This window comes from Sphingobium sp. FW306-1B-F04DB (genome assembly GCF_058781925.1).
In genome coordinates, this window is record NZ_JBYSXE010000001.1 from 1 (window position 1) to 16897 (window position 16897).

Genomic DNA, 16897 nt, shown 5'->3' on the forward strand with positions numbered 1-16897 from the left:
CCCCAACCCCTCCCTTAAAAGGGAGGGGCTCAGATTGTGGGATCGCCGCCCTGGCTTCACCATGCCGCCGCCAATGGCGCGCGCAGAGCCCGCTTTCGTGCCGCCGCCCGAGACGGTGAGTTACCCCCTCGGCGTTGCGCGCGGCCAGGTGGCGAAGACCTATATCGTCGCTGAAGCCGAAGATGGCCTGGTGATCGTCGATCAGCATGCCGCGCACGAACGCCTTGTGCTCGAACGCATGCGCCGTGCGATGGACGGCGGCGGTGTCGCGCGACAGGCGTTGCTGCTTCCCGAAGTCGTCGAGCTCGACGAGAGCGCGTGCGACCGGCTGGAGGCGCGCACCGCCGAACTGGTCGAATTCGGGCTCGAACTCGAACGCTTCGGGCCCTCGGCGATGCTCGTTCGCGCGACGCCCGCAATGCTGGGCAATGGCGATGTGAAGGCGCTCGTCACCGACTTGGCGGACGAGCTTGCGGCCTATGACGAGGCACTCTCATTGAAGGAGCGGCTCGACCATGTCGCGGCCACGATGGCGTGCCACGGCTCGGTCCGCGCGGGGCGCATCCTCTCGGTCGCCGAGATGAACGCGCTGCTGCGCGAAATGGAGGTCACCCCGCATTCGGGCCAGTGCAACCACGGCCGTCCCACCTGGGTGAAATTAGCGCTCGGAGACGTGGAGAAGCTGTTCGGGCGGAAGTGAGCGCGGTTACACGAATGCGCCGATAAGGAGCAGGAGCGCGCCGACCGCCATGAGCCCAAGGCCCGGCAGATCGGCCTTGATGCTCAACCGGGCTCCACGCCCCCTCGGCTCAAGCGTATCAGGACGTGCTGACCTCGTCCGTGATCGCGCTTCGCTGAGGCGACCGCGTCTCAGGGTTCGCGTCGCAGCAAGCACCATGCCGCCGACGACCAACACCATGCCGAGCCAGATCAGAGCCATGCAGGGGTAACCCCGCGCGCAAGCCATTGTTCCGCAGACGCGCTTCTTGCGGGATAAAGCCCCGCGCGTTCAGGGAGCGAAAAGCAGCCCGTCCCAGCTTTCGCGCGCCGCGCGGCGCGCCGCGATCGCGGATTCGTCGCCATGCGCGGCTTCCAATGCGGCTTGCGCCTGCTGCACGAAATGGGGCCAGTCGCGATCGATGATGCGCTGCGTGGCGGAATGTTTGTGCCGCTCATGGAAAGCCTGCTCGCATATCGCGCGGGCAACATGCTCGACGATGGTGGCACTGCAACGCATGGCGCGCACATATCGGGCAATAGTTTGGCTCACAACGACGTTGGTCTATGCGATTATGTCACTCGTCGAAATTCTCGATACGTTACCGTAACTTGTTATGAACGTGCCGAATTTTGTTGCGCGCGGTGCATGGTCGGGCGCAGCCTGACGTGCCGATACAAGGGATGCCCGCGCCATGCACGAACAGGACAGCATAGCACGTCACCTGAGGATCACCGGCCGCGTCCAGGGCGTCGGCTATCGCGACTGGGCAATGGGCAGGGCGCGAGCGCTGGGACTCGCCGGCTGGGTTCGCAACCGCAGCGACCGCAGCGTAGAGGCGCTGATATCGGGTACGCCCGCTGCGGTGGCCTCGTTCATCACCGCCTGCCATGACGGGCCAGCGCTGGCGCGCGTCAGCGGCGTGGCGGTGGAGGACGCCGACGCGCCCGCAGGGTCCGGCTTCGAGTTCCTGCCAACCGCCTAGTGGGGCGCTACTGCATTGCCCGTTGGTATCAGGCAGCCGACACAGCGCTTGCGCCGCTCGCAGCCGCCGCGCTCCCGAGAACATTGGCCGCACTAAGCACCGCGCGCACGCTGGCGGTCGCCACATCGGCATCGACGCCCACGCCGAACACCGTCCGGCCCTCGGGCGTGCGGCATTCGACATAGGCGGCCGCCTGCGCGTCCGATCCATGCCCGATCGCATGCTCGCTATAATCCGCGACCTCGAGCTCGATCGCGCATTCGTCGCGCAGCGCCGCCAGCACCGACGAGATCAGGCCGTTGCCGCGCCCGCTGATCGAGCGTTCCTCGCCGTCGAGTTTGATCTTCCCGACGAACATGCGGTTGGCGCCGCCCATCCCGCCCGGCGCATGGGTTTCCTGATAATCGACCAGCCCGAAGGGGTGTTCGCCGTCGAGCGCATAGGCCCGGCGGAAGGTCGTCCAGATATCTTCCGCATTCAGCTCACGGCTCGTTTCGTCGGCCATTGCCTGCACATGACGGCTGAAATCGGCCTGCATCCGCTTGGGCAGCTTCAGCCCCTTGTCCTGCTCGAGCACCCAGGCGACGCCGCCCTTGCCCGACTGTGAGTTGACCCGGATCACCGCCTCGTAGCTGCGACCGAGATCGGCGGGATCGATCGGCAGATAGGGGACTTCCCAATATTCGTCGTTGCGCGCCTCCTGCGCCGCGAACCCCTTCTTGATCGCGTCCTGATGCGATCCCGAAAAGGCGGTGAACACGAGGTCGCCAGCATAAGGGTGGCGCGGGTGGACGGGGATGTTGTTGCAATATTCGACCGTGCGGATGACCTGATCGATATCGGAGAAGTCGAGCCCCGGATCGACACCCTGCGTGTACAGGTTGAGCGCGACGGTGACGAGGTCGCAATTGCCCGTGCGCTCGCCATTGCCGAACAGGCAGCCCTCGACGCGGTCGGCGCCCGCCATCAGCCCCAGCTCGGCTGCGGCTACGCCGGTGCCGCGGTCATTGTGCGGGTGGAGCGAGATCACTACCGAATCGCGGTTGCGGATATTGCGGCAGAACCATTCGATCTGGTCGGCATAGATATTGGGGGTCGCTGCCTCGACCGTCGCGGGCAGGTTGAGGATCAGCGGGCGTTCGGGCGTCGGCTGCAGGATATCCATCACCGCCTCGCAGACCTCGACCGAGAAATCGAGCTCGGCGGTCGAAAAGGTCTCGGGGCTGTATTCGAAATGCCATTGGGTGTTCGGCTGCTTCGCGGCCTCGTCGCGCAGCACCTTGGCACCCGCGACCGCGATCGCCTTGATTTCTGGGCGTTCCATGTTGAACACGATGCGGCGCCACGCGGGCGATACGGCGTTGTAGAGATGGACGATCGCCTGTTTCGCGCCCTTCAGGCTCTCGAAGCTCTTTTCGATCAGATCCTGCCGTGACTGGGTCAGCACCTGAATGATCACGTCGTCGGGAACGCGGCCCTGCTGGACCAGACCCGAGATGAAGTCGAACTCGGTCGCGCCCGCCGAGGGGAAGCCGACCTCGATCTCCTTGACCCCGACCTTGCAGAGCAGGTCGAAGAAACGCGTCTTCTTCTCGCTGTCCATCGGGTCGATCAGCGCCTGGTTGCCGTCGCGCATGTCGGTAGAGAGCCAGCGCGGCGCCTGGGTGATCGTGCGGCTCGGCCATTGGCGGTCGGAAATGGCGACCTGCGGGAAGGGGCGGTATTTTACGGACGGGTCACGCAGCATGGGTCTTCTCTTCAGCTTAGCGCGGGCATGAATCAGCACCCGCGGCTCGTTTTCGCTTCCGGTTTATTATAGCCCTTAGGCGGTGCCGCGGTGCCCGGCTGGGGCACGCGAAAGCGTCGCGCCTAAGGGCGCGTAAGTCGAAGAAGAAGAAGGGCGCGGGGCGCGTTCATGCCCATGCCCATGACGGGAAATGGCGTGCCTGTCCAGCAAAAACCCCTGTCGCTTTCGCAACAGGGGCTTTCAGCGCATCATTATTTCTGGAACGCGGCGGCGATTTCCAGTTTCACCTCGTCCGACACCATCGGGATGCCGTAGCCGATGCCGAAGTCGCTGCGCTTTATCGTGGTTTCGGCCTCGAAGCCGACATTTTCCTTGCCGCCCATCTGCGCGGGCGCCTTGCCGGCGCCATAGAATTCGGCGTCGAGCGTGACTGGCTTGGTGACGCCGTTGAGCGTCAGGTTGCCCGTGATCTTCGCGTCGTTGCCGTTGACCGTCACAGCGGTCGAAACGAACTTCGCGTCGGCGGGACTGGCGCCGAAGAAGTCGGCCGGCTTGCCACCCTCGGCGGGCTTGAGCAGGTGCTTGGTGAGGCCCGCGCTGGCGGTCGTCACCTTGGCGACGGGAATGGTGACATCGACCTTCGCGGCGGACGGATTCTTGGGATCGAGCGTGAGCGTGCCGGTCACGTCGCCGAAGATGCCGAAATAGGGCGAGAAGCCGAGATGGTCGACTTCCCAGCGCACCAGCGTGTGCGCGGGATCGACGGTATAGGCGCCGCCGGTCACAGCGGCAGGATTCTTCGATCCCGGGAGCTGCGCTGACTGCTGCGCGACGAGCGGAAGCGCGACTGCCGAAGCCGCCGCAAGGCCGAAAGCGATGAGGAAAGGACGCATGGAACTGTCTCCTGATGGGGACGCGCAAATTGAGACGCCGCAGCCCGACTGTCAAACCTCAAGCGCGGCCAGAATGCCATCATAGATCAACGTAATGTCGGCTTCACTCGTGCAATAGGGCGGCATCACGTAAAGCGTGTTGCCGAGCGGGCGCAGCAGAAGGCCGCGTTCACGGAAGAAACCGATGAGGCGCGGTGCGAGATCGGAGAGATAGCCCGCATCATCGGCGACCACGTCAACCGCCGCGATCGTGCCGATCCGGCGATGCCCCGCAAGTCGCGAATGATCCGCGAGCCGGTCTAGCTGGCGCTGCTGCATCGCGCTTAGCGTCGTGATCCGTTCAGCGACGGGCTCATCACGCCAGATGGCGAGATTGGCGTTGGCGGCGGCGCAGGCGATCGGGTTCGCGGTGTAGCTGCTCGAATGGTAGAAGGTCCTGCTGCGGTCGCGCGAATAATGCGCGTCGAAGATCGCGTCGGTGGCGAGCGTGACCGCGAGCGGGATCGCGCCGCCCGTCAGCCCCTTGGACAGGCACATGATGTCGGGCGCGATCCCTGCCTGGTCGCAGGCGAAGCGCGTGCCCGTGCGGCCCCAGCCGGTCATCACCTCGTCGGCGATGAACAGCACGCCGTGCGTGGCGCAGATCCGGCGCATCTCGGCGAGCGTTTGGGGCGAATAGATCAGCATGCCGCCCGCGCCGAGGATCAGTGGCTCGACGATGAAGGCGGCGGGCTTTGCGCGGCAGGCGGCCTCGAGCGCATCGAGCGTCGCCTGCTCGCGTCCCGCGGCGGGGAAGGGGATGGTGCCGACATCGAACAGCAGCGGCTCGTACGGACGGTTGAACACACCGCGCGCGCCCACCGACATCGCGCCGATTGTGTCGCCATGATAGCTGTGCTCCATCACGAGGATGCGGTGGCGCGGGCTCCCTATGTTGGACCAATAGCCGAGCGCCATCTTGAGCGCGACCTCGACGCTGGTCGAGCCGCTGTCTGAAAAGAAGACGCGTGTCAGCGATTCGGGGGTCAGTGCGACGAGTTCGCGCGCGAGCGTCTCGGCGGGTTCGTGCGTCCAGCCCGCGAAGATGAGCTGGTCGAGCCTTTCGGTCTGCTCGCGGATCGCGGTCATGATGCACGGATGACAATGGCCGTGCGTCACCACCCACCAGGACGAGATCGCGTCGATCCAGCGCGTACCGTCCTCGGCGTAGATCGCTGCACCCTCTGCGCGTGCGATCCGGGGGATCGGCTCGCCGAGGCCGTGCTGGGTGAAAGGGTGCCAGACGGGGGAGGTGGTCATGCGAAATCGGCGGTGTCGAAGTGCGCGGCAAAGGCGGCGGCGAGCGTTTCGGAAGTCAGCGGGTCTAGCCGGGGGAGGCGGCCGAGCCGCCTGACGCGCGAAATCTCGGGAATGATCGCCTCGCTATCGGGCATCGCGTCGCCGATGAATGCGATGCCGTGAATCTGCACGTTGCGGCTGCGCAGCGCCTCGATCGTCATCAGGCTGTGGTTGATCGTACCCAGCCCGGTGCGCGCGCAGATGATCACGGGCAGTTGCCAGCGCGCGAAGATGTCGGCGAACAACACCGAGCGCGTGATGGGAACGAGCGCGCCGCCAGCGCCCTCGATAACTAGCGGACTGTCGCATCGGGGCGACGTCAGTGCATCCACGTCGATGACGACCCCGTCGATCTCGGCGGCGAGATGCGGCGAGGCGGGGGTGGTGAGGCGATAGGTTTCGGGGAAGATGTGCGCCGCCCCTTCCGTGTCATTCCCGCGAAAGCGGGAATCCAGGGGGCGCGTGCGCGATACGCCGGCTTCGCCTGGATCCCCGCTTTCGCGGGGATGACAAAGAAGGGAAGGGCGGATCAATCGCGCCACGGTCTCGCTGTCGGTGCCGTCCTCAAACCCCGCCTGGACAGGCTTCCAGTAGCTCGCACCAAGCGCCTGGACGAGCGCCGCGGAAAAGATGGTCTTGCCGACATCGGTGTCGGTTGCGGTGATGACGAAGCGCTGGCTCATGCCGGGATGCGCGCGATCGCCCCTTCCATCGCGTCGACGAGCGCGTCGATGTCGGCAGCGGTGACGTTGAGCGTGATCGATACGCGCAGCCGCGCGGTGCCTTCGGGCACGGTCGGCGGGCGAATGCCGCGCACATCGAACCCCGCCGACTGGAGCTCCGACGCGATCGCCATGGTGCGGCCATTGTCGCCGATGATCACGGGGATGATCTGCGAACCGGTGGGAGCGACGCCGAGCCGGTCGTGCAATCGGGCGCTGGCATGCTCGACGAGCGCGTCGAGCGCGGCGCGGCGCTGGGGCTGGGTGGCGACGATCTCGATCGCGCGGCGGACCATGTGTGCTACAAAGGGCGAGGATGCGGTTGAGAAGATGAACGGGCGGGCGCGGTTGACGAGGAAGTCGACGAGCACGCGCGGTGCGCAGAGCAGCGCGCCCTCGCAACCCAGCGCCTTGCCGCAGGTGTGCAGCGCGATGACGTTCTCATGCCCCGCGAGCGATGCCGAAAGGCCACGTCCGTCGGGACCGAAAACGCCCGTTGCGTGCGCCTCATCGATGATGAGCACCGCATCGTTTCGCTCGGCTACTTCGGCCAGGGCCGCAAGCGGGGCGCGATCGCCGTCCATCGAATAGAGGCTTTCGACCGCGATCCACGGGCGCCCCAGACCGCCGCGCGCGCGCCAGTTGCGGATCGCGGTTTCGAAGGCGTCGGCATTGTTGTGCGCGACGGCAACGCGCTCGGCGCGGCCGAGCTTCATCCCGTCATGTGCGCTGGCGTGGATGAGTTCGTCATGGACGACAAGGTCGCCGCGCTGGGGCAGCGTCGCAAAGAGCGCGGCGTTGGCGGTGAAGCCCGTCGCGAAGAACAGCGCGGCCTCGCTGCCATAATGGCGCGCAGCCTCGCTTTCGAGCGCCTCATGCTCCTCGTGATTGCCGCGCAGCAGTCGGGAACCGCCCGATCCGGCGGGCAGGCCGCGCTCGATGCCATCGAACAAAGCGGCGCGCAACTCGGGCGAATTGGCGAGCGCCAGATAGTCGTTCGATACGAAATCGAGCCCTTGGCGCGGCCTGAGCGTGCGAAGCCGGTCGTCGGCGGCGAGCGCATCGAGCTGACGCGCATGGGTTTCGAACGGGCGAGTCTCGGAGGTCATCGCCCGCCCCTTAGCGTTATGCTGAACTTGATTCAGCATCCTTGAACACAGGCGGCGCAGATTCTGCACGCGCCGTGTTCATGGACCCTGAACCAAGTTCAGGGTGACGGCCCGTTGCGCCGTCAGTTCTTGTCCTTGTCGACCAGCTTGTTGGCGCCGATCCACGGCATCATCGCGCGCAGCTCGGCACCGACCTTCTCGATCGGATGCGCCGCGGCCTGCTTGCGCGCCGCCTTCAGCTCGGGCTGGCCCGCGCGATTGTCGAGCACGAAGTTCTTGACGAAGCGGCCCGACTGGATGTCGGCGAGCACGCGCTTCATCTCCGCCTTGGTTTCATCGGTGATGATGCGTGGGCCGGTGGTGATGTCGCCATATTCGGCGGTGTTCGAGATCGAGTAACGCATGTTGGCGATGCCGCCTTCATAGAGCAGGTCGACGATCAGCTTGGTTTCGTGAAGGCACTCGAAATACGCCATTTCGGGGGCATAACCCGCCTCGACCAGTGTCTCGAAGCCTGCCTGGATCAGGTGGGTGACGCCGCCACAGAGCACGGCCTGCTCGCCGAACAGGTCGGTTTCGCATTCCTCGCGGAAATTGGTCTCGATGATGCCCGAACGGCCGCCGCCGACCGCCGAGGCATAGGCGAGTGCGAGGTCGTGCGCGTTGCCGCTCGAATCCTGATGGACGGCCATCAGGCAGGGGACGCCGCCGCCCTTCACATATTCGGAACGCACGGTGTGGCCCGGCCCCTTGGGCGCGACCATGATGACGTCGAGATCGGCGCGCGGCTCGATCAGGCCGAAATGGACGTTGAGGCCGTGTGCAAATGCCAGCGTGGCGCCCTGCTTCAGATTGGCGTGGAGATCGTCATTGTAGAGCGCGGCCTGATGCTCGTCGGGCGCGAGGATCATGACGATATCAGCCCATTTCGCGGCTTCGGCATTCGACAACACCTTGAAGCCTGCACCTTCGGCCTTCTTTGCGGTCGCCGAACCGGGACGGAGCGCGATCGCGACCTCGGCCACGCCCGAATCGCGCAGGTTCTGGGCGTGGGCATGGCCCTGGCTGCCATAGCCGACGATGGCGATCTTCTTGCCCTTGATCAGGTTCAGATCGGCGTCGCGATCGTAGTAAACGCGCATATTCAAGTTCCCTTTGTATTTGCGTACCCCGGCGAAAGCCGGGGTCCAGACCCCGGCTTTCGCCGGGGTACTCGAAACTCAGACGGCGTCCTTGCCGCGGGAAATGGCGACGATGCCCGTGCGGGCGACCTCTACGAGGCCGACCTCGCGCATCAGCGAGACGAAGGTGTCGATCTTGTCGGTGCCGCCCGTCACCTCGAAGACGAAGCTCGACGTCGTCGCATCGACCACGCGCGCCCGGTACACATCGGCAAGACGCAGCGCCTCGATGCGGTGGTCGCCGATGCCCGCGACCTTCACCAGCGCGAGCTCGCGCTCGACATGCGGGCCGAGCGCGGTCAGGTCGAGCACCTTGTGCACGGGCACGAGCCGCTCGAGCTGCGCGATGATCTGCTCGATCATCGGCGCCGAGGCGCTGGTCACGATGGTAATGCGGCTGATCTGGTGATCGTCGCTGATGTCGGTAACGGTCAGGCTCTCGATATTGTAGCCACGCGCGGTGAACAGCCCCGCGATGCGCGCCAGAACACCCGCCTCGTTGTCGACGATGATCGCGAGCGTGTGCCGCTCTTTCAGTTCTTCCTTGATGTGCATTGTATCCCCCGCGCTCAGACCAGCGCTTTGGCTTCATCGTCCATTTCGCCCGAAACCTGATCGGACTGCAGGAGCATTTCGGTATGCGCCGCGCCCGACGGGATCATCGGGAAGCAGTTGGCGAGCTTTGCCACGCGGCAATCGACGATCACCGGGCCCGGCGTGTCGATCATCTGTTTGATGCCCGCCTCAAGCTCCTGCATCCCCTCGATGCGGATGCCCGTCCAGCCATAGGCCTCGCCCAGCTTGACGAAATCGGGCAGCGCGTCGGAATAGCTTTCCGAATAGCGGCTCTGATAGGTCAGCTGCTGCCACTGGCGCACCATCCCCATATATTCGTTGTTGAGGATGAAGATCTTGACGGGCAGGCGGTATTGCGTGGCGGTCGCCAGCTCCTGGATGTTCATCTGGATCGACGCTTCGCCCGCGATATCGATGACGAGCGCGTTGGGATTGCCGAGTTGCGCGCCGATCGCGGCGGGCAGGCCGTAACCCATCGTGCCGAGTCCGCCCGAGGTCAGCCATTTGTTGGGCTGTTCGAAGCGGAAATACTGCGCCGCCCACATCTGATGCTGGCCGACCTCGGTGGTGATGACGGGATTGCGCGCGTGCGTCGCCTCCCACAGCCGGCGGATCGCCTCCTGCGGCATGATCTCCTTGGTCGAGGCGGGGTAGGCGAGGCAATCCTTTGCACGCCATTCGGCGATCTGCGCCCACCATTTCGACAGGTCGTTCTTCTGGTGGCCGCGGCCCTTCCAGATGCGGACCATGTCCTCCATCGCGCGGCCGACATCGGCGAGGATCGGCAGCTCGACATGCACGGTCTTGTTCATCGAGGACCGGTCGATGTCGACATGGATCTTCTTCGAATGGGGCGCAAAGGCATCGAGCCGGCCGGTGACGCGATCGTCGAAGCGGCTGCCCAGCGCGACGATCAGGTCGGCGCGGTTCATCGCCATATTGGCTTCATAGGTGCCGTGCATGCCGAGCATGCCCAGCCACTGGTCCGACGAGGCAGGGAAGGCACCGAGCCCCATCAGCGTCGAGGTGACGGGGGCGCCCGTGATCCGGGCGAGCTCGCGCAGGATCTGGCTCGCCGCCGGGCCCGCATTGATGACACCGCCGCCCGTGTAGAAGATAGGGCGCTCGGCCGCGGCGAGCATTTCGACCGCCGCCTCGATCTGCGCCTGGTCGGCCTTGACCTGCGGGCGATAGGTCTTGTGCTGGATCGCGCCGGGCTTGCGGTACTTCGCGGTCGCGACCTGGACGTCCTTGGGAATGTCGACGACGACGGGGCCAGGCCGCCCCGATGTGGCGATGTGGAACGCCTCGTGGACCGTGTCACCCAGTCGCGCGGGATCCTTGATCAGATAATTGTGCTTGGAACAGTGGCGCGTGATGCCGACCGTGTCGGCCTCCTGGAACGCATCCGATCCGATCAGCGCCGTGGGAACCTGGCCGGTGATGACGACCATAGGGATCGAATCCATCAGCGCGTCGGTGATGCCCGTGACGGCATTGGTCGCGCCTGGCCCCGAGGTGACGAGGACGACGCCGGGCTTGCCGGTCGAGCGCGCATAGCCTTCGGCCGCGTGCGTCGCAGCCTGTTCGTGGCGGACGAGGATGTGCTTGATGCGGCTCTGCTTGAACAGCGCGTCATAGATCGGAAGCACCGCGCCACCCGGATAGCCGAATACGACCTCGACCCCGAGATCGCTCAGGGCCTCGACCAGTATGTCCGCACCGGACTTTTCCGCAGTCATCAAATCCTCCGACCATGTTTACGCGCCCACGCTGCCGCAGTGCAGCAAGGGCAAGGCCGGCTGAGCTACGGACAATAAATTAAACTGTCAACACCTGTGATTGTAATTTAATTGCTATCTGATCAACGATGGAGTCATCAAGTTGCTCTTTTGCGACAGTCCATTCCGCGGGCGGCTGGCGCGAGAACCAGGTATATTGCCGCTTCCCATATTGCCGCGTCGCGATTGTGCCACGTTCGAGCATCACTTCGCGGCTGACCTCGCCGTCGAGCCAGGCCGAAATCTCGGGGACGCCAATCGCGCGCATCACGGGCAGCGCGGGGTCGAGATGGCGCGCACGCAACGCCTCGACCTCGTCGATCGCGCCTTGCCCCAACATCGCGGCGAAGCGCCGTTCGATCCGTTCGAACAGCCAGTCGCGCGGCGGCAGAAGGATCAGCGGTACGAGATCGATATCGTCGGCGATGCCGCCGATGCGCGCGTCCTGCCACGACGCAAGTGTGCGCCCGGTCGAACGGACCACCTCAAGCGCGCGTGCCACGCGCGCCGTGTCGGCGGCCGCGAGCCGCGCGGCTGCCGCAGGATCCTCGCTCGAGAGCGCGGCATGCGCGTCGGCGACCGGCAACGCGCGGACCGCGGCGCGGATGTCTGGGTCAATATCGGGCACCGGCGCGATGCCGTCTAGCAGCGTGCGCAGGTAAAGCCCCGTGCCGCCGACAAGGATCGGCAGAGCCGCATCATACGCGGCGATCTCGATTTCGCGCTTCGCATCCTCCGCCCAGCGCGCCGCCGAACACGCTTCAGCGCCGTCGATATAGCCGAACAGCCGATGGAGTACGCCCCCCATCTCGGCCGCATCGGGGCGCGCGGAAAGCACGCGCAGATCGGCATAGACCTGAGCCGAATCGGCGTTGATGACGACCGAGGGCAGGCGCTGGCCGAGATTTACCGCCAGAGCCGACTTGCCGCTCGCGGTCGGCCCCGCAATAAGCACCACCTTCTGACGCCGGGGAGTGTGAGTCTTGTTCATCGCGACACTGATAGCAGAGCACCTCGGATATGGTGACGTTGACGAAGCGTTGGACAGACTGGATGTGGCAGGCTGCCAGCCGGGTAGCTGGGATTGGATCGACGAGGGCCGAGCAGCCGACATTCCCTTCGTGATGAACCTCGAAGCCGCGCGCGCCGCGCTGTCCGCGCCCTCGGACATGGATGTCATCATTCAGCCGCGCGAGCAACGCGAGAAGAAGCTGCTGATTTCCGACATGGATTCGACGATGATCACGATCGAGTGCATCGACGAACTCGCCGATTATGCGGGGATCAAGGCCGAAATCTCCGAAGTGACCGAACGCGCGATGCGTGGCGAACTCGATTTCGAGGCTGCGCTCGACGCGCGCGTCGCGCTGCTCAAGGGGTTGCCGGTCTCGACGCTCGACACCTGCTATCGCGAGCGCGTGAAGCTCATGCCCGGCGCGACGACGCTGGTGAGGACGATGCGCGCGCGCGGTGCGATGACCGTGCTCGTTTCGGGCGGCTTCACCCATTTCGCGGATCGCGTTGCAATGGAAATCGGCTTTGAGCGCGCGGTGTCGAACACGCTCGGCATCAGTGGCGACGCGCTCGATGGCACCGTTGCGCGCCCCGTCATCGGCGCAGCCGCCAAGCGCGAAACGCTGGTCGAAGAGGCAGCGCGCAACGGTCTCGACCTAGCGCAGACGCTCGCCGTGGGCGATGGCGCCAACGATATCCCGATGATCGAGGCCGCTGGGCTCGGTGTCGCCTACCATGCCAAGGAAAAGGCTGCTGCTGCGGCCGATGCGCGCATCATCCATGGCGACCTGACCGCACTGCTTTACGCGCAGGGCATTCCCCGCGCTGAATGGGTGATGGACTAGGGTTTCACCGCCATGCAGGCCTGCCCCGCGACCTTGACCGCGGCGCACTGGCGATCGGCATCCACCTTCGTTCCGAACGGGCCTGCCTGAAGCCGCGTTACCGCACCCGCCTTCACATAAAAGGGCTCGATCGCACCAAGCCCTTTCACCCTGGGCTTTAGCGCGCTCCAAAGCGAACGCGCGCGCGCGGCGTCACTGAACGCGCCGAGCTGGATGCGCCAGTCGCCAGCAGGTACAGCCGCCTTGGGAGCCGCAGGGCGGGACGTCTGCACTGCGGCGGGCCTGAGCTGCACGGAAGCAGGGACGGGGGTTGGTGTCGTCACTGTCTTGGCAACCGATGCCGGGGCGGGTGCGCCGCCGGGAACGGGATAGGGCGCGCCGACGGGCTTTGCGGCAGCCGCTGGTTGCACCGGCGGCGGGGCTGCCACGTCGGGGACCGAAGGCTTCCTTTGCGCGGCCTCGATTTCGCGCGCGAGCACCATCGCCTGTTGACGCTGATCGAGCGGCATGAACTCGTCCATCTGGACCAGCGCGCGCGACGCCTGTGAAAGCCCTGCCGACGACGCGCGCGTCACCAGCGCGTAGCCGCGGATCCAGTCCTTTGCGACGATGTCGCCGTTGAACAGCGCGGTGCCCAATATGTACTGCGCTCGGGGGTCGCCCCGCGCCACCGACTTTTCGAGCCAAGGCATGGCCTCGGCGCGCCGCCCGTTCTGGAACAGCACCAGCCCGTAATTGTCCGCGGCTTCCTCATGCCCCTGCGCCGCGGCGAGCTGGTACCAGTGTTCGGCCTGAACGAGGTCCGCCTCCACGCCGCGGCCGAGCTTGTAGGCGGTGGCGATATTGTATTGCGCGTCCGCATCACCCTCGATTGCGCGGGGCCGCCACAGTCGCACCGCCTCGGCGAAGTCGCCTTTGAGCCACGCCTCGATGCCCTGCTCGACATCGCCCGGGCCGGGGCTCTGTCCGGGCTGGGCCAGGCCAGGCACGACTATCGCCAGGCTCGCGGCCGCGAAGCCCGCCCTTAAGTGCCATGCGAACGCCTTCATCGGATGCCCCCTGTGCGCCTGTTCGCGCAGCAGCCTAAACAGACTTTCTTAATCGGTTCTTAGCAAAAAATTATCCAAGTTAAAATCGGCACTTGGCCAAATATTCTTTCCGCCTGTTAACCAGATTTTAGACGTCATCATGGCACCCCTCGACGTGAAGGACAGAGCACGTCCCGAAAAAGTGTGACGCGGTTTTTCGGTCGGGACGTGCTCCGTGAATTGAATCGAGCCTTTCTTATCCTGCCAGGCGATGTCCGCCTTGCAGGGAAAGGCTCGGGGAGCCGAGGGGAAACTATGCGCGTTTTGGCAATGGCATCGCAAAAGGGCGGTTCCGGCAAGACGACCTTGTCGGGCCACCTGGCTGTGCAGGCACAGCTTTCGGGCGCCGGACCGGTCGTGCTGATCGACATCGATCCACAGGGGTCGCTGGCGGACTGGTGGAACGAGCGCGAGAGCGAATATCCCGCCTTCGCGCAGACCACGGTCGCGCGGCTGGCCTCGGACCTCGAGGTGCTGCGCCAGCAGGGTTTCCGTCTGGCGGTGATCGACACGCCGCCCGCGATCACGATGGCGATCCAGAGCGTCATCACCGTCGCCGAACTGATCGTCATCCCGACGCGCCCGAGCCCGCACGATCTGCGCGCCGTCGGTGCGACGGTCGATCTGTGCGAGCGTGCGGGCAAGCCGCTGATCTTCGTGGTCAACGCGGCCACTCCCAAGGCCAAGATCACCTATGAAGCCGCGGTCGCACTCTCGCAGCACGGCACCGTTGCCCCGGTGACGCTGCACCACCGCACCGATTTCGCCGCTTCGATGATCGACGGCCGTACCGTGATGGAGGTCGACCCGAAGGGCCGGTCGGCGCAGGAGGTCACCGAGCTCTGGTCGTACATCTCCGACCGCCTCGAAAAGAATTTCCGCCGCACCGTGTTCAGCGCGCCGCAGGTGGGTGTCGCCGCGGTCGCACCGCGTCCGATGGGCGGCTTCGGCCGCCGCGTCATTGGCCAGTAAGGCGGGAGGTAATGATCATGGGTGAACCCAAACCCGTCGCTTCGCTCTCTTCCGGGCTGCTGGCGCGCAAGGGCCATGCGAAGCCCGCGATGCGTCCGCAGGGATTCGGCGGTTTCGGCGGCGGCTTCAGCGGCCAGGACGATCTGGGCTGGAACGACATGGGGCACGACGTGCCCAAGACGGTTGCGTTTCCGACCGGCGCCGAGCTCGGCGAGATTCCCGAGCAATCCGTGCCGCCCGTCGTGCTCCAGCGCGAGGAACTCGCAGAGGAACTCGACGCGGTCGAAGAACAGTTCGACGAGGATGAAGTCGAGGATGTTGCCTTCGACGCGCCCGTCCTGACGACGCGCAAGAAGTCCGACGCGCTCAAGGTGCCCCGGGTCGCGGTCGCGCGCGCCAAAAAGGCGGTGCGCGGGCGCAAGGGCAAGGCGGCGTTCACGCTCCGCCTCGACCCCGAACGCCACCTCAAGCTCAAGCTGGCCTGTGCGATCGAACGCGCTTCGGCGCAGGCCATCGTCACCGAGGCGCTCGACCTCTTCCTCGCCGATCGTCCCGAACTCGACGATCTGGCGCGCAAGGTTCCGACGGGCAGTGCCAACTAAGCCTATAAAAAATGCGGAGGAATGACATGACGCGCACGGCAGTCCTCAAGATCACGGCGACCGCGTTGGTCGCGGGCACGACGCTGATCGGGGCGAACCCCTCTGTCCGGCAGTTCGACTTCGCCTATGCCTCCGACGACACCGATGCTGCTGCTGCCGCGGCAGAAGCGGCGGCGGCATCGGCGCACGCGCTCAAGCAGCGTGATTTCGACACCGCGATCGCCGAGGCCGAACGGGCAGTGTCGATGAGCCCGCGCGAAGCCGCGTATCGTGCGCTGCTTGGCCATGCCTATCTGCAGGGCGGCCGGCTGATCTCGGCGGAAACCGCGTTCGGCGACACGCTGGCGCTCGATCCCGCCAATGGCCGTGCGACGCTGAGCCTTGCGCTTGTCCAGATCGCGCTCGGCAAGCGCGACCTCGCGATCGAAACACTGCGGCGCGGCGAAGCGCCCGTCGCCGATGCCGATCGCGGCCTCGCGCTCGCGCTGGCGGGTGACACGAATGCGGCGTTCGAGATACTTGAGCCCGCCGCGCGCATGCAGGGCGCCACGTCCAAGCTCCGCCAGAACCTGGCGCTCACGCATGCGCTTGCGGGCAATTGGGGCCGCGCGCGCGTGATTGCCGCACAGGATGTCTCGCCCGCGGAGCTCAATCAGCGGATGGCGGGCTGGGTGCGCTTTGCGCAGCCCGAAAACAGCTGGGATCAGGTCGCGTCGCTGCTGGGCGTCGCGCCGGTCGAGGATGCGGGCCAGCCCGTGCGACTCGCGCTCGCGCCCGTCGCGGTGAAGGATGAGGCCTATGCCATGGTGGCGCCCGAGATTACGGCGCCCGAGGTTGTAGCATCCGCGCCCGAGGCCGAACCGATCAAGGTCGCGGTCAGCGATGTCGAGGGCACGCTGCGTCAGATCAGCTTTGCGCCGCGGCAGGAAGTGGTGCAGCCGCTTCCCGCGTCGGTTGTTCGTGCCCCGCGCGCGTCGGTCAAGCGCGTCGTGGCGCAGGTCGCGCCCGCGAGCGTCGAGAGCACGCGCTATGTCGTTCAGATCGGCGCCTATTCGAGCGCCGCACGCGCCGAAGCCGCGTGGGGCCATTCGGTCGCGCGCTTTGCCGAGCTCGCGCAATATCGTCCGGTGGGCGATACCTTCCAGCTCAACGGCGCTGCGGTGCACCGCGTCGCGTTGGGCGGCTTCGAGACGCGCCGCGACGCCGAGCGTGCCTGCGCCCAGGTCAAGGCCAGGGGCGGCAGCTGTTTCGTCCGCGGTTGGGGCAACGGCGCGCCGTCACAATGGGTACAGCGTGCAGCGGGACGTGTAGCCTCGCGCTAAATCC

At 65.7% G+C, this 16897-nt stretch carries 17 protein-coding genes; 6 read left to right on the plus strand and 11 right to left on the minus strand.

What is annotated here, in order from left to right; all coding sequences use genetic code 11:
- Positions 1-700: DNA mismatch repair MutL family protein (locus AC3WJD_RS00005; protein WP_492743341.1), on the plus strand; the 700-nt coding region annotated here is incomplete at its 5' end.
- Between the two features lie 309 nt (positions 701-1009).
- Here the strand turns inward: AC3WJD_RS00005 and AC3WJD_RS00010 are convergent.
- On the minus strand, positions 1010-1237 hold the full coding sequence (locus tag AC3WJD_RS00010; protein ID WP_492743343.1) for a hypothetical protein: 228 nt from the start codon (positions 1235-1237) through the stop codon (positions 1010-1012).
- A 175-nt stretch (positions 1238-1412) separates the two neighbouring features.
- On the opposite strand from AC3WJD_RS00010, the gene AC3WJD_RS00015 reads away from it, so the two are divergent.
- Positions 1413-1703 carry an acylphosphatase gene (locus AC3WJD_RS00015; protein ID WP_492743345.1) on the plus strand — a complete coding sequence of 97 codons (291 nt, stop codon included), beginning with the start codon at positions 1413-1415 and terminating at the stop codon, positions 1701-1703.
- A 28-nt stretch (positions 1704-1731) separates the two neighbouring features.
- Here the strand turns inward: AC3WJD_RS00015 and leuA are convergent, their stop codons facing one another.
- The 9 genes from leuA to miaA form a co-directional block, all read right to left on the minus strand.
- Positions 1732-3450 carry a 2-isopropylmalate synthase gene (gene leuA, locus AC3WJD_RS00020; protein WP_492743347.1) on the minus strand — a complete coding sequence of 573 codons (1719 nt, stop codon included), beginning with the start codon at positions 3448-3450 and terminating at the stop codon, positions 1732-1734.
- A gap of 251 nt (positions 3451-3701) precedes the next feature.
- A complete protein-coding gene (locus tag AC3WJD_RS00025) occupies positions 3702-4343 on the minus strand; it encodes a YceI family protein (RefSeq protein WP_492743348.1) in 642 nt (213 codons plus the stop codon).
- 51 nt (positions 4344-4394) lie between these two features.
- Positions 4395-5642, minus strand: a complete 1248-nt coding sequence (locus AC3WJD_RS00030; protein ID WP_492743350.1) for an adenosylmethionine--8-amino-7-oxononanoate transaminase — start codon at positions 5640-5642, stop codon at positions 4395-4397.
- Complete coding sequence (gene bioD, locus AC3WJD_RS00035; RefSeq protein WP_492743353.1) at positions 5639-6364, minus strand: ATP-dependent dethiobiotin synthetase BioD; 726 nt, start codon at positions 6362-6364, stop codon at positions 5639-5641. The genes AC3WJD_RS00030 and bioD overlap by 4 nt, the downstream gene beginning before the upstream one ends.
- Positions 6361-7512: an 8-amino-7-oxononanoate synthase gene (locus AC3WJD_RS00040; protein WP_492743355.1), complete on the minus strand. Its 1152-nt coding sequence runs from the start codon at positions 7510-7512 to the stop codon at positions 6361-6363. The genes bioD and AC3WJD_RS00040 overlap by 4 nt, the downstream gene beginning before the upstream one ends.
- Before the next feature lie 122 nt (positions 7513-7634).
- On the minus strand, positions 7635-8654 hold the full coding sequence (gene ilvC / locus AC3WJD_RS00045) for a ketol-acid reductoisomerase (RefSeq protein WP_492743357.1): 1020 nt from the start codon (positions 8652-8654) through the stop codon (positions 7635-7637).
- 78 nt (positions 8655-8732) lie between these two features.
- Complete coding sequence (gene ilvN / locus AC3WJD_RS00050) at positions 8733-9248, minus strand: acetolactate synthase small subunit (RefSeq protein ID WP_492743359.1); 516 nt, start codon at positions 9246-9248, stop codon at positions 8733-8735.
- A gap of 14 nt (positions 9249-9262) precedes the next feature.
- Positions 9263-11011: an acetolactate synthase 3 large subunit gene (locus AC3WJD_RS00055; RefSeq protein WP_492743361.1), complete on the minus strand. Its 1749-nt coding sequence runs from the start codon at positions 11009-11011 to the stop codon at positions 9263-9265.
- A gap of 79 nt (positions 11012-11090) precedes the next feature.
- Positions 11091-12041, minus strand: coding sequence for a tRNA (adenosine(37)-N6)-dimethylallyltransferase MiaA (gene miaA / locus AC3WJD_RS00060; protein WP_492743362.1), 951 nt, complete (start codon positions 12039-12041; stop codon positions 11091-11093).
- On the opposite strand from miaA, the gene serB reads away from it, so the two are divergent.
- Positions 12034-12909: a phosphoserine phosphatase SerB gene (gene serB, locus AC3WJD_RS00065; protein ID WP_492743364.1), complete on the plus strand. Its 876-nt coding sequence runs from the start codon at positions 12034-12036 to the stop codon at positions 12907-12909. The two genes, miaA and serB, sit on opposite strands and share 8 nt — an antisense overlap.
- On the opposite strand, the gene AC3WJD_RS00070 is transcribed toward serB, so the two are convergent.
- Complete coding sequence (locus tag AC3WJD_RS00070; protein ID WP_492743365.1) at positions 12906-13958, minus strand: SPOR domain-containing protein; 1053 nt, start codon at positions 13956-13958, stop codon at positions 12906-12908. The two genes, serB and AC3WJD_RS00070, sit on opposite strands and share 4 nt — an antisense overlap.
- Before the next feature lie 294 nt (positions 13959-14252).
- Here AC3WJD_RS00070 and AC3WJD_RS00075 point away from each other — a divergent pair, with 294 nt between their 5' ends.
- The 3 genes from AC3WJD_RS00075 to AC3WJD_RS00085 are packed head-to-tail and all read left to right on the plus strand — an operon-like array spanning position 14253 to position 16893.
- Positions 14253-14969, plus strand: a complete 717-nt coding sequence (locus tag AC3WJD_RS00075; protein WP_492743367.1) for an AAA family ATPase — start codon at positions 14253-14255, stop codon at positions 14967-14969.
- Between the two features lie 17 nt (positions 14970-14986).
- Positions 14987-15571, plus strand: coding sequence for a hypothetical protein (locus AC3WJD_RS00080; RefSeq protein ID WP_492743368.1), 585 nt, complete (start codon positions 14987-14989; stop codon positions 15569-15571).
- A gap of 26 nt (positions 15572-15597) precedes the next feature.
- Positions 15598-16893 carry an SPOR domain-containing protein gene (locus AC3WJD_RS00085; RefSeq protein ID WP_492743370.1) on the plus strand — a complete coding sequence of 432 codons (1296 nt, stop codon included), beginning with the start codon at positions 15598-15600 and terminating at the stop codon, positions 16891-16893.
- The last annotated feature ends 4 nt before the right edge of the window (positions 16894-16897 follow it).

Bases quoted from the DNA above. Each gene is read 5' to 3' on its own strand.
- AC3WJD_RS00010 (WP_492743343.1), bottom strand. From the start codon at position 1,237: ATGCGTTGCAGTGCCACCATCGTCGAGCATGTTGCCCGCGCGATATGC.
- AC3WJD_RS00015 (WP_492743345.1), top strand. From the start codon at position 1,413: ATGCACGAACAGGACAGCATAGCACGTCACCTGAGGATCACCGGCCGC.
- leuA (WP_492743347.1), bottom strand. From the start codon at position 3,450: ATGCTGCGTGACCCGTCCGTAAAATACCGCCCCTTCCCGCAGGTCGCC.
- AC3WJD_RS00025 (WP_492743348.1), bottom strand. From the start codon at position 4,343: ATGCGTCCTTTCCTCATCGCTTTCGGCCTTGCGGCGGCTTCGGCAGTC.
- AC3WJD_RS00030 (WP_492743350.1), bottom strand. From the start codon at position 5,642: ATGACCACCTCCCCCGTCTGGCACCCTTTCACCCAGCACGGCCTCGGC.
- bioD (WP_492743353.1), bottom strand. From the start codon at position 6,364: ATGAGCCAGCGCTTCGTCATCACCGCAACCGACACCGATGTCGGCAAG.
- AC3WJD_RS00040 (WP_492743355.1), bottom strand. From the start codon at position 7,512: ATGACCTCCGAGACTCGCCCGTTCGAAACCCATGCGCGTCAGCTCGAT.
- ilvC (WP_492743357.1), bottom strand. From the start codon at position 8,654: ATGCGCGTTTACTACGATCGCGACGCCGATCTGAACCTGATCAAGGGC.
- ilvN (WP_492743359.1), bottom strand. From the start codon at position 9,248: ATGCACATCAAGGAAGAACTGAAAGAGCGGCACACGCTCGCGATCATC.
- AC3WJD_RS00055 (WP_492743361.1), bottom strand. From the start codon at position 11,011: ATGACTGCGGAAAAGTCCGGTGCGGACATACTGGTCGAGGCCCTGAGC.
- miaA (WP_492743362.1), bottom strand. From the start codon at position 12,041: ATGAACAAGACTCACACTCCCCGGCGTCAGAAGGTGGTGCTTATTGCG.
- AC3WJD_RS00070 (WP_492743365.1), bottom strand. From the start codon at position 13,958: ATGAAGGCGTTCGCATGGCACTTAAGGGCGGGCTTCGCGGCCGCGAGC.
- AC3WJD_RS00075 (WP_492743367.1), top strand. From the start codon at position 14,253: ATGCGCGTTTTGGCAATGGCATCGCAAAAGGGCGGTTCCGGCAAGACG.
- AC3WJD_RS00080 (WP_492743368.1), top strand. From the start codon at position 14,987: ATGGGTGAACCCAAACCCGTCGCTTCGCTCTCTTCCGGGCTGCTGGCG.
- AC3WJD_RS00085 (WP_492743370.1), top strand. From the start codon at position 15,598: ATGACGCGCACGGCAGTCCTCAAGATCACGGCGACCGCGTTGGTCGCG.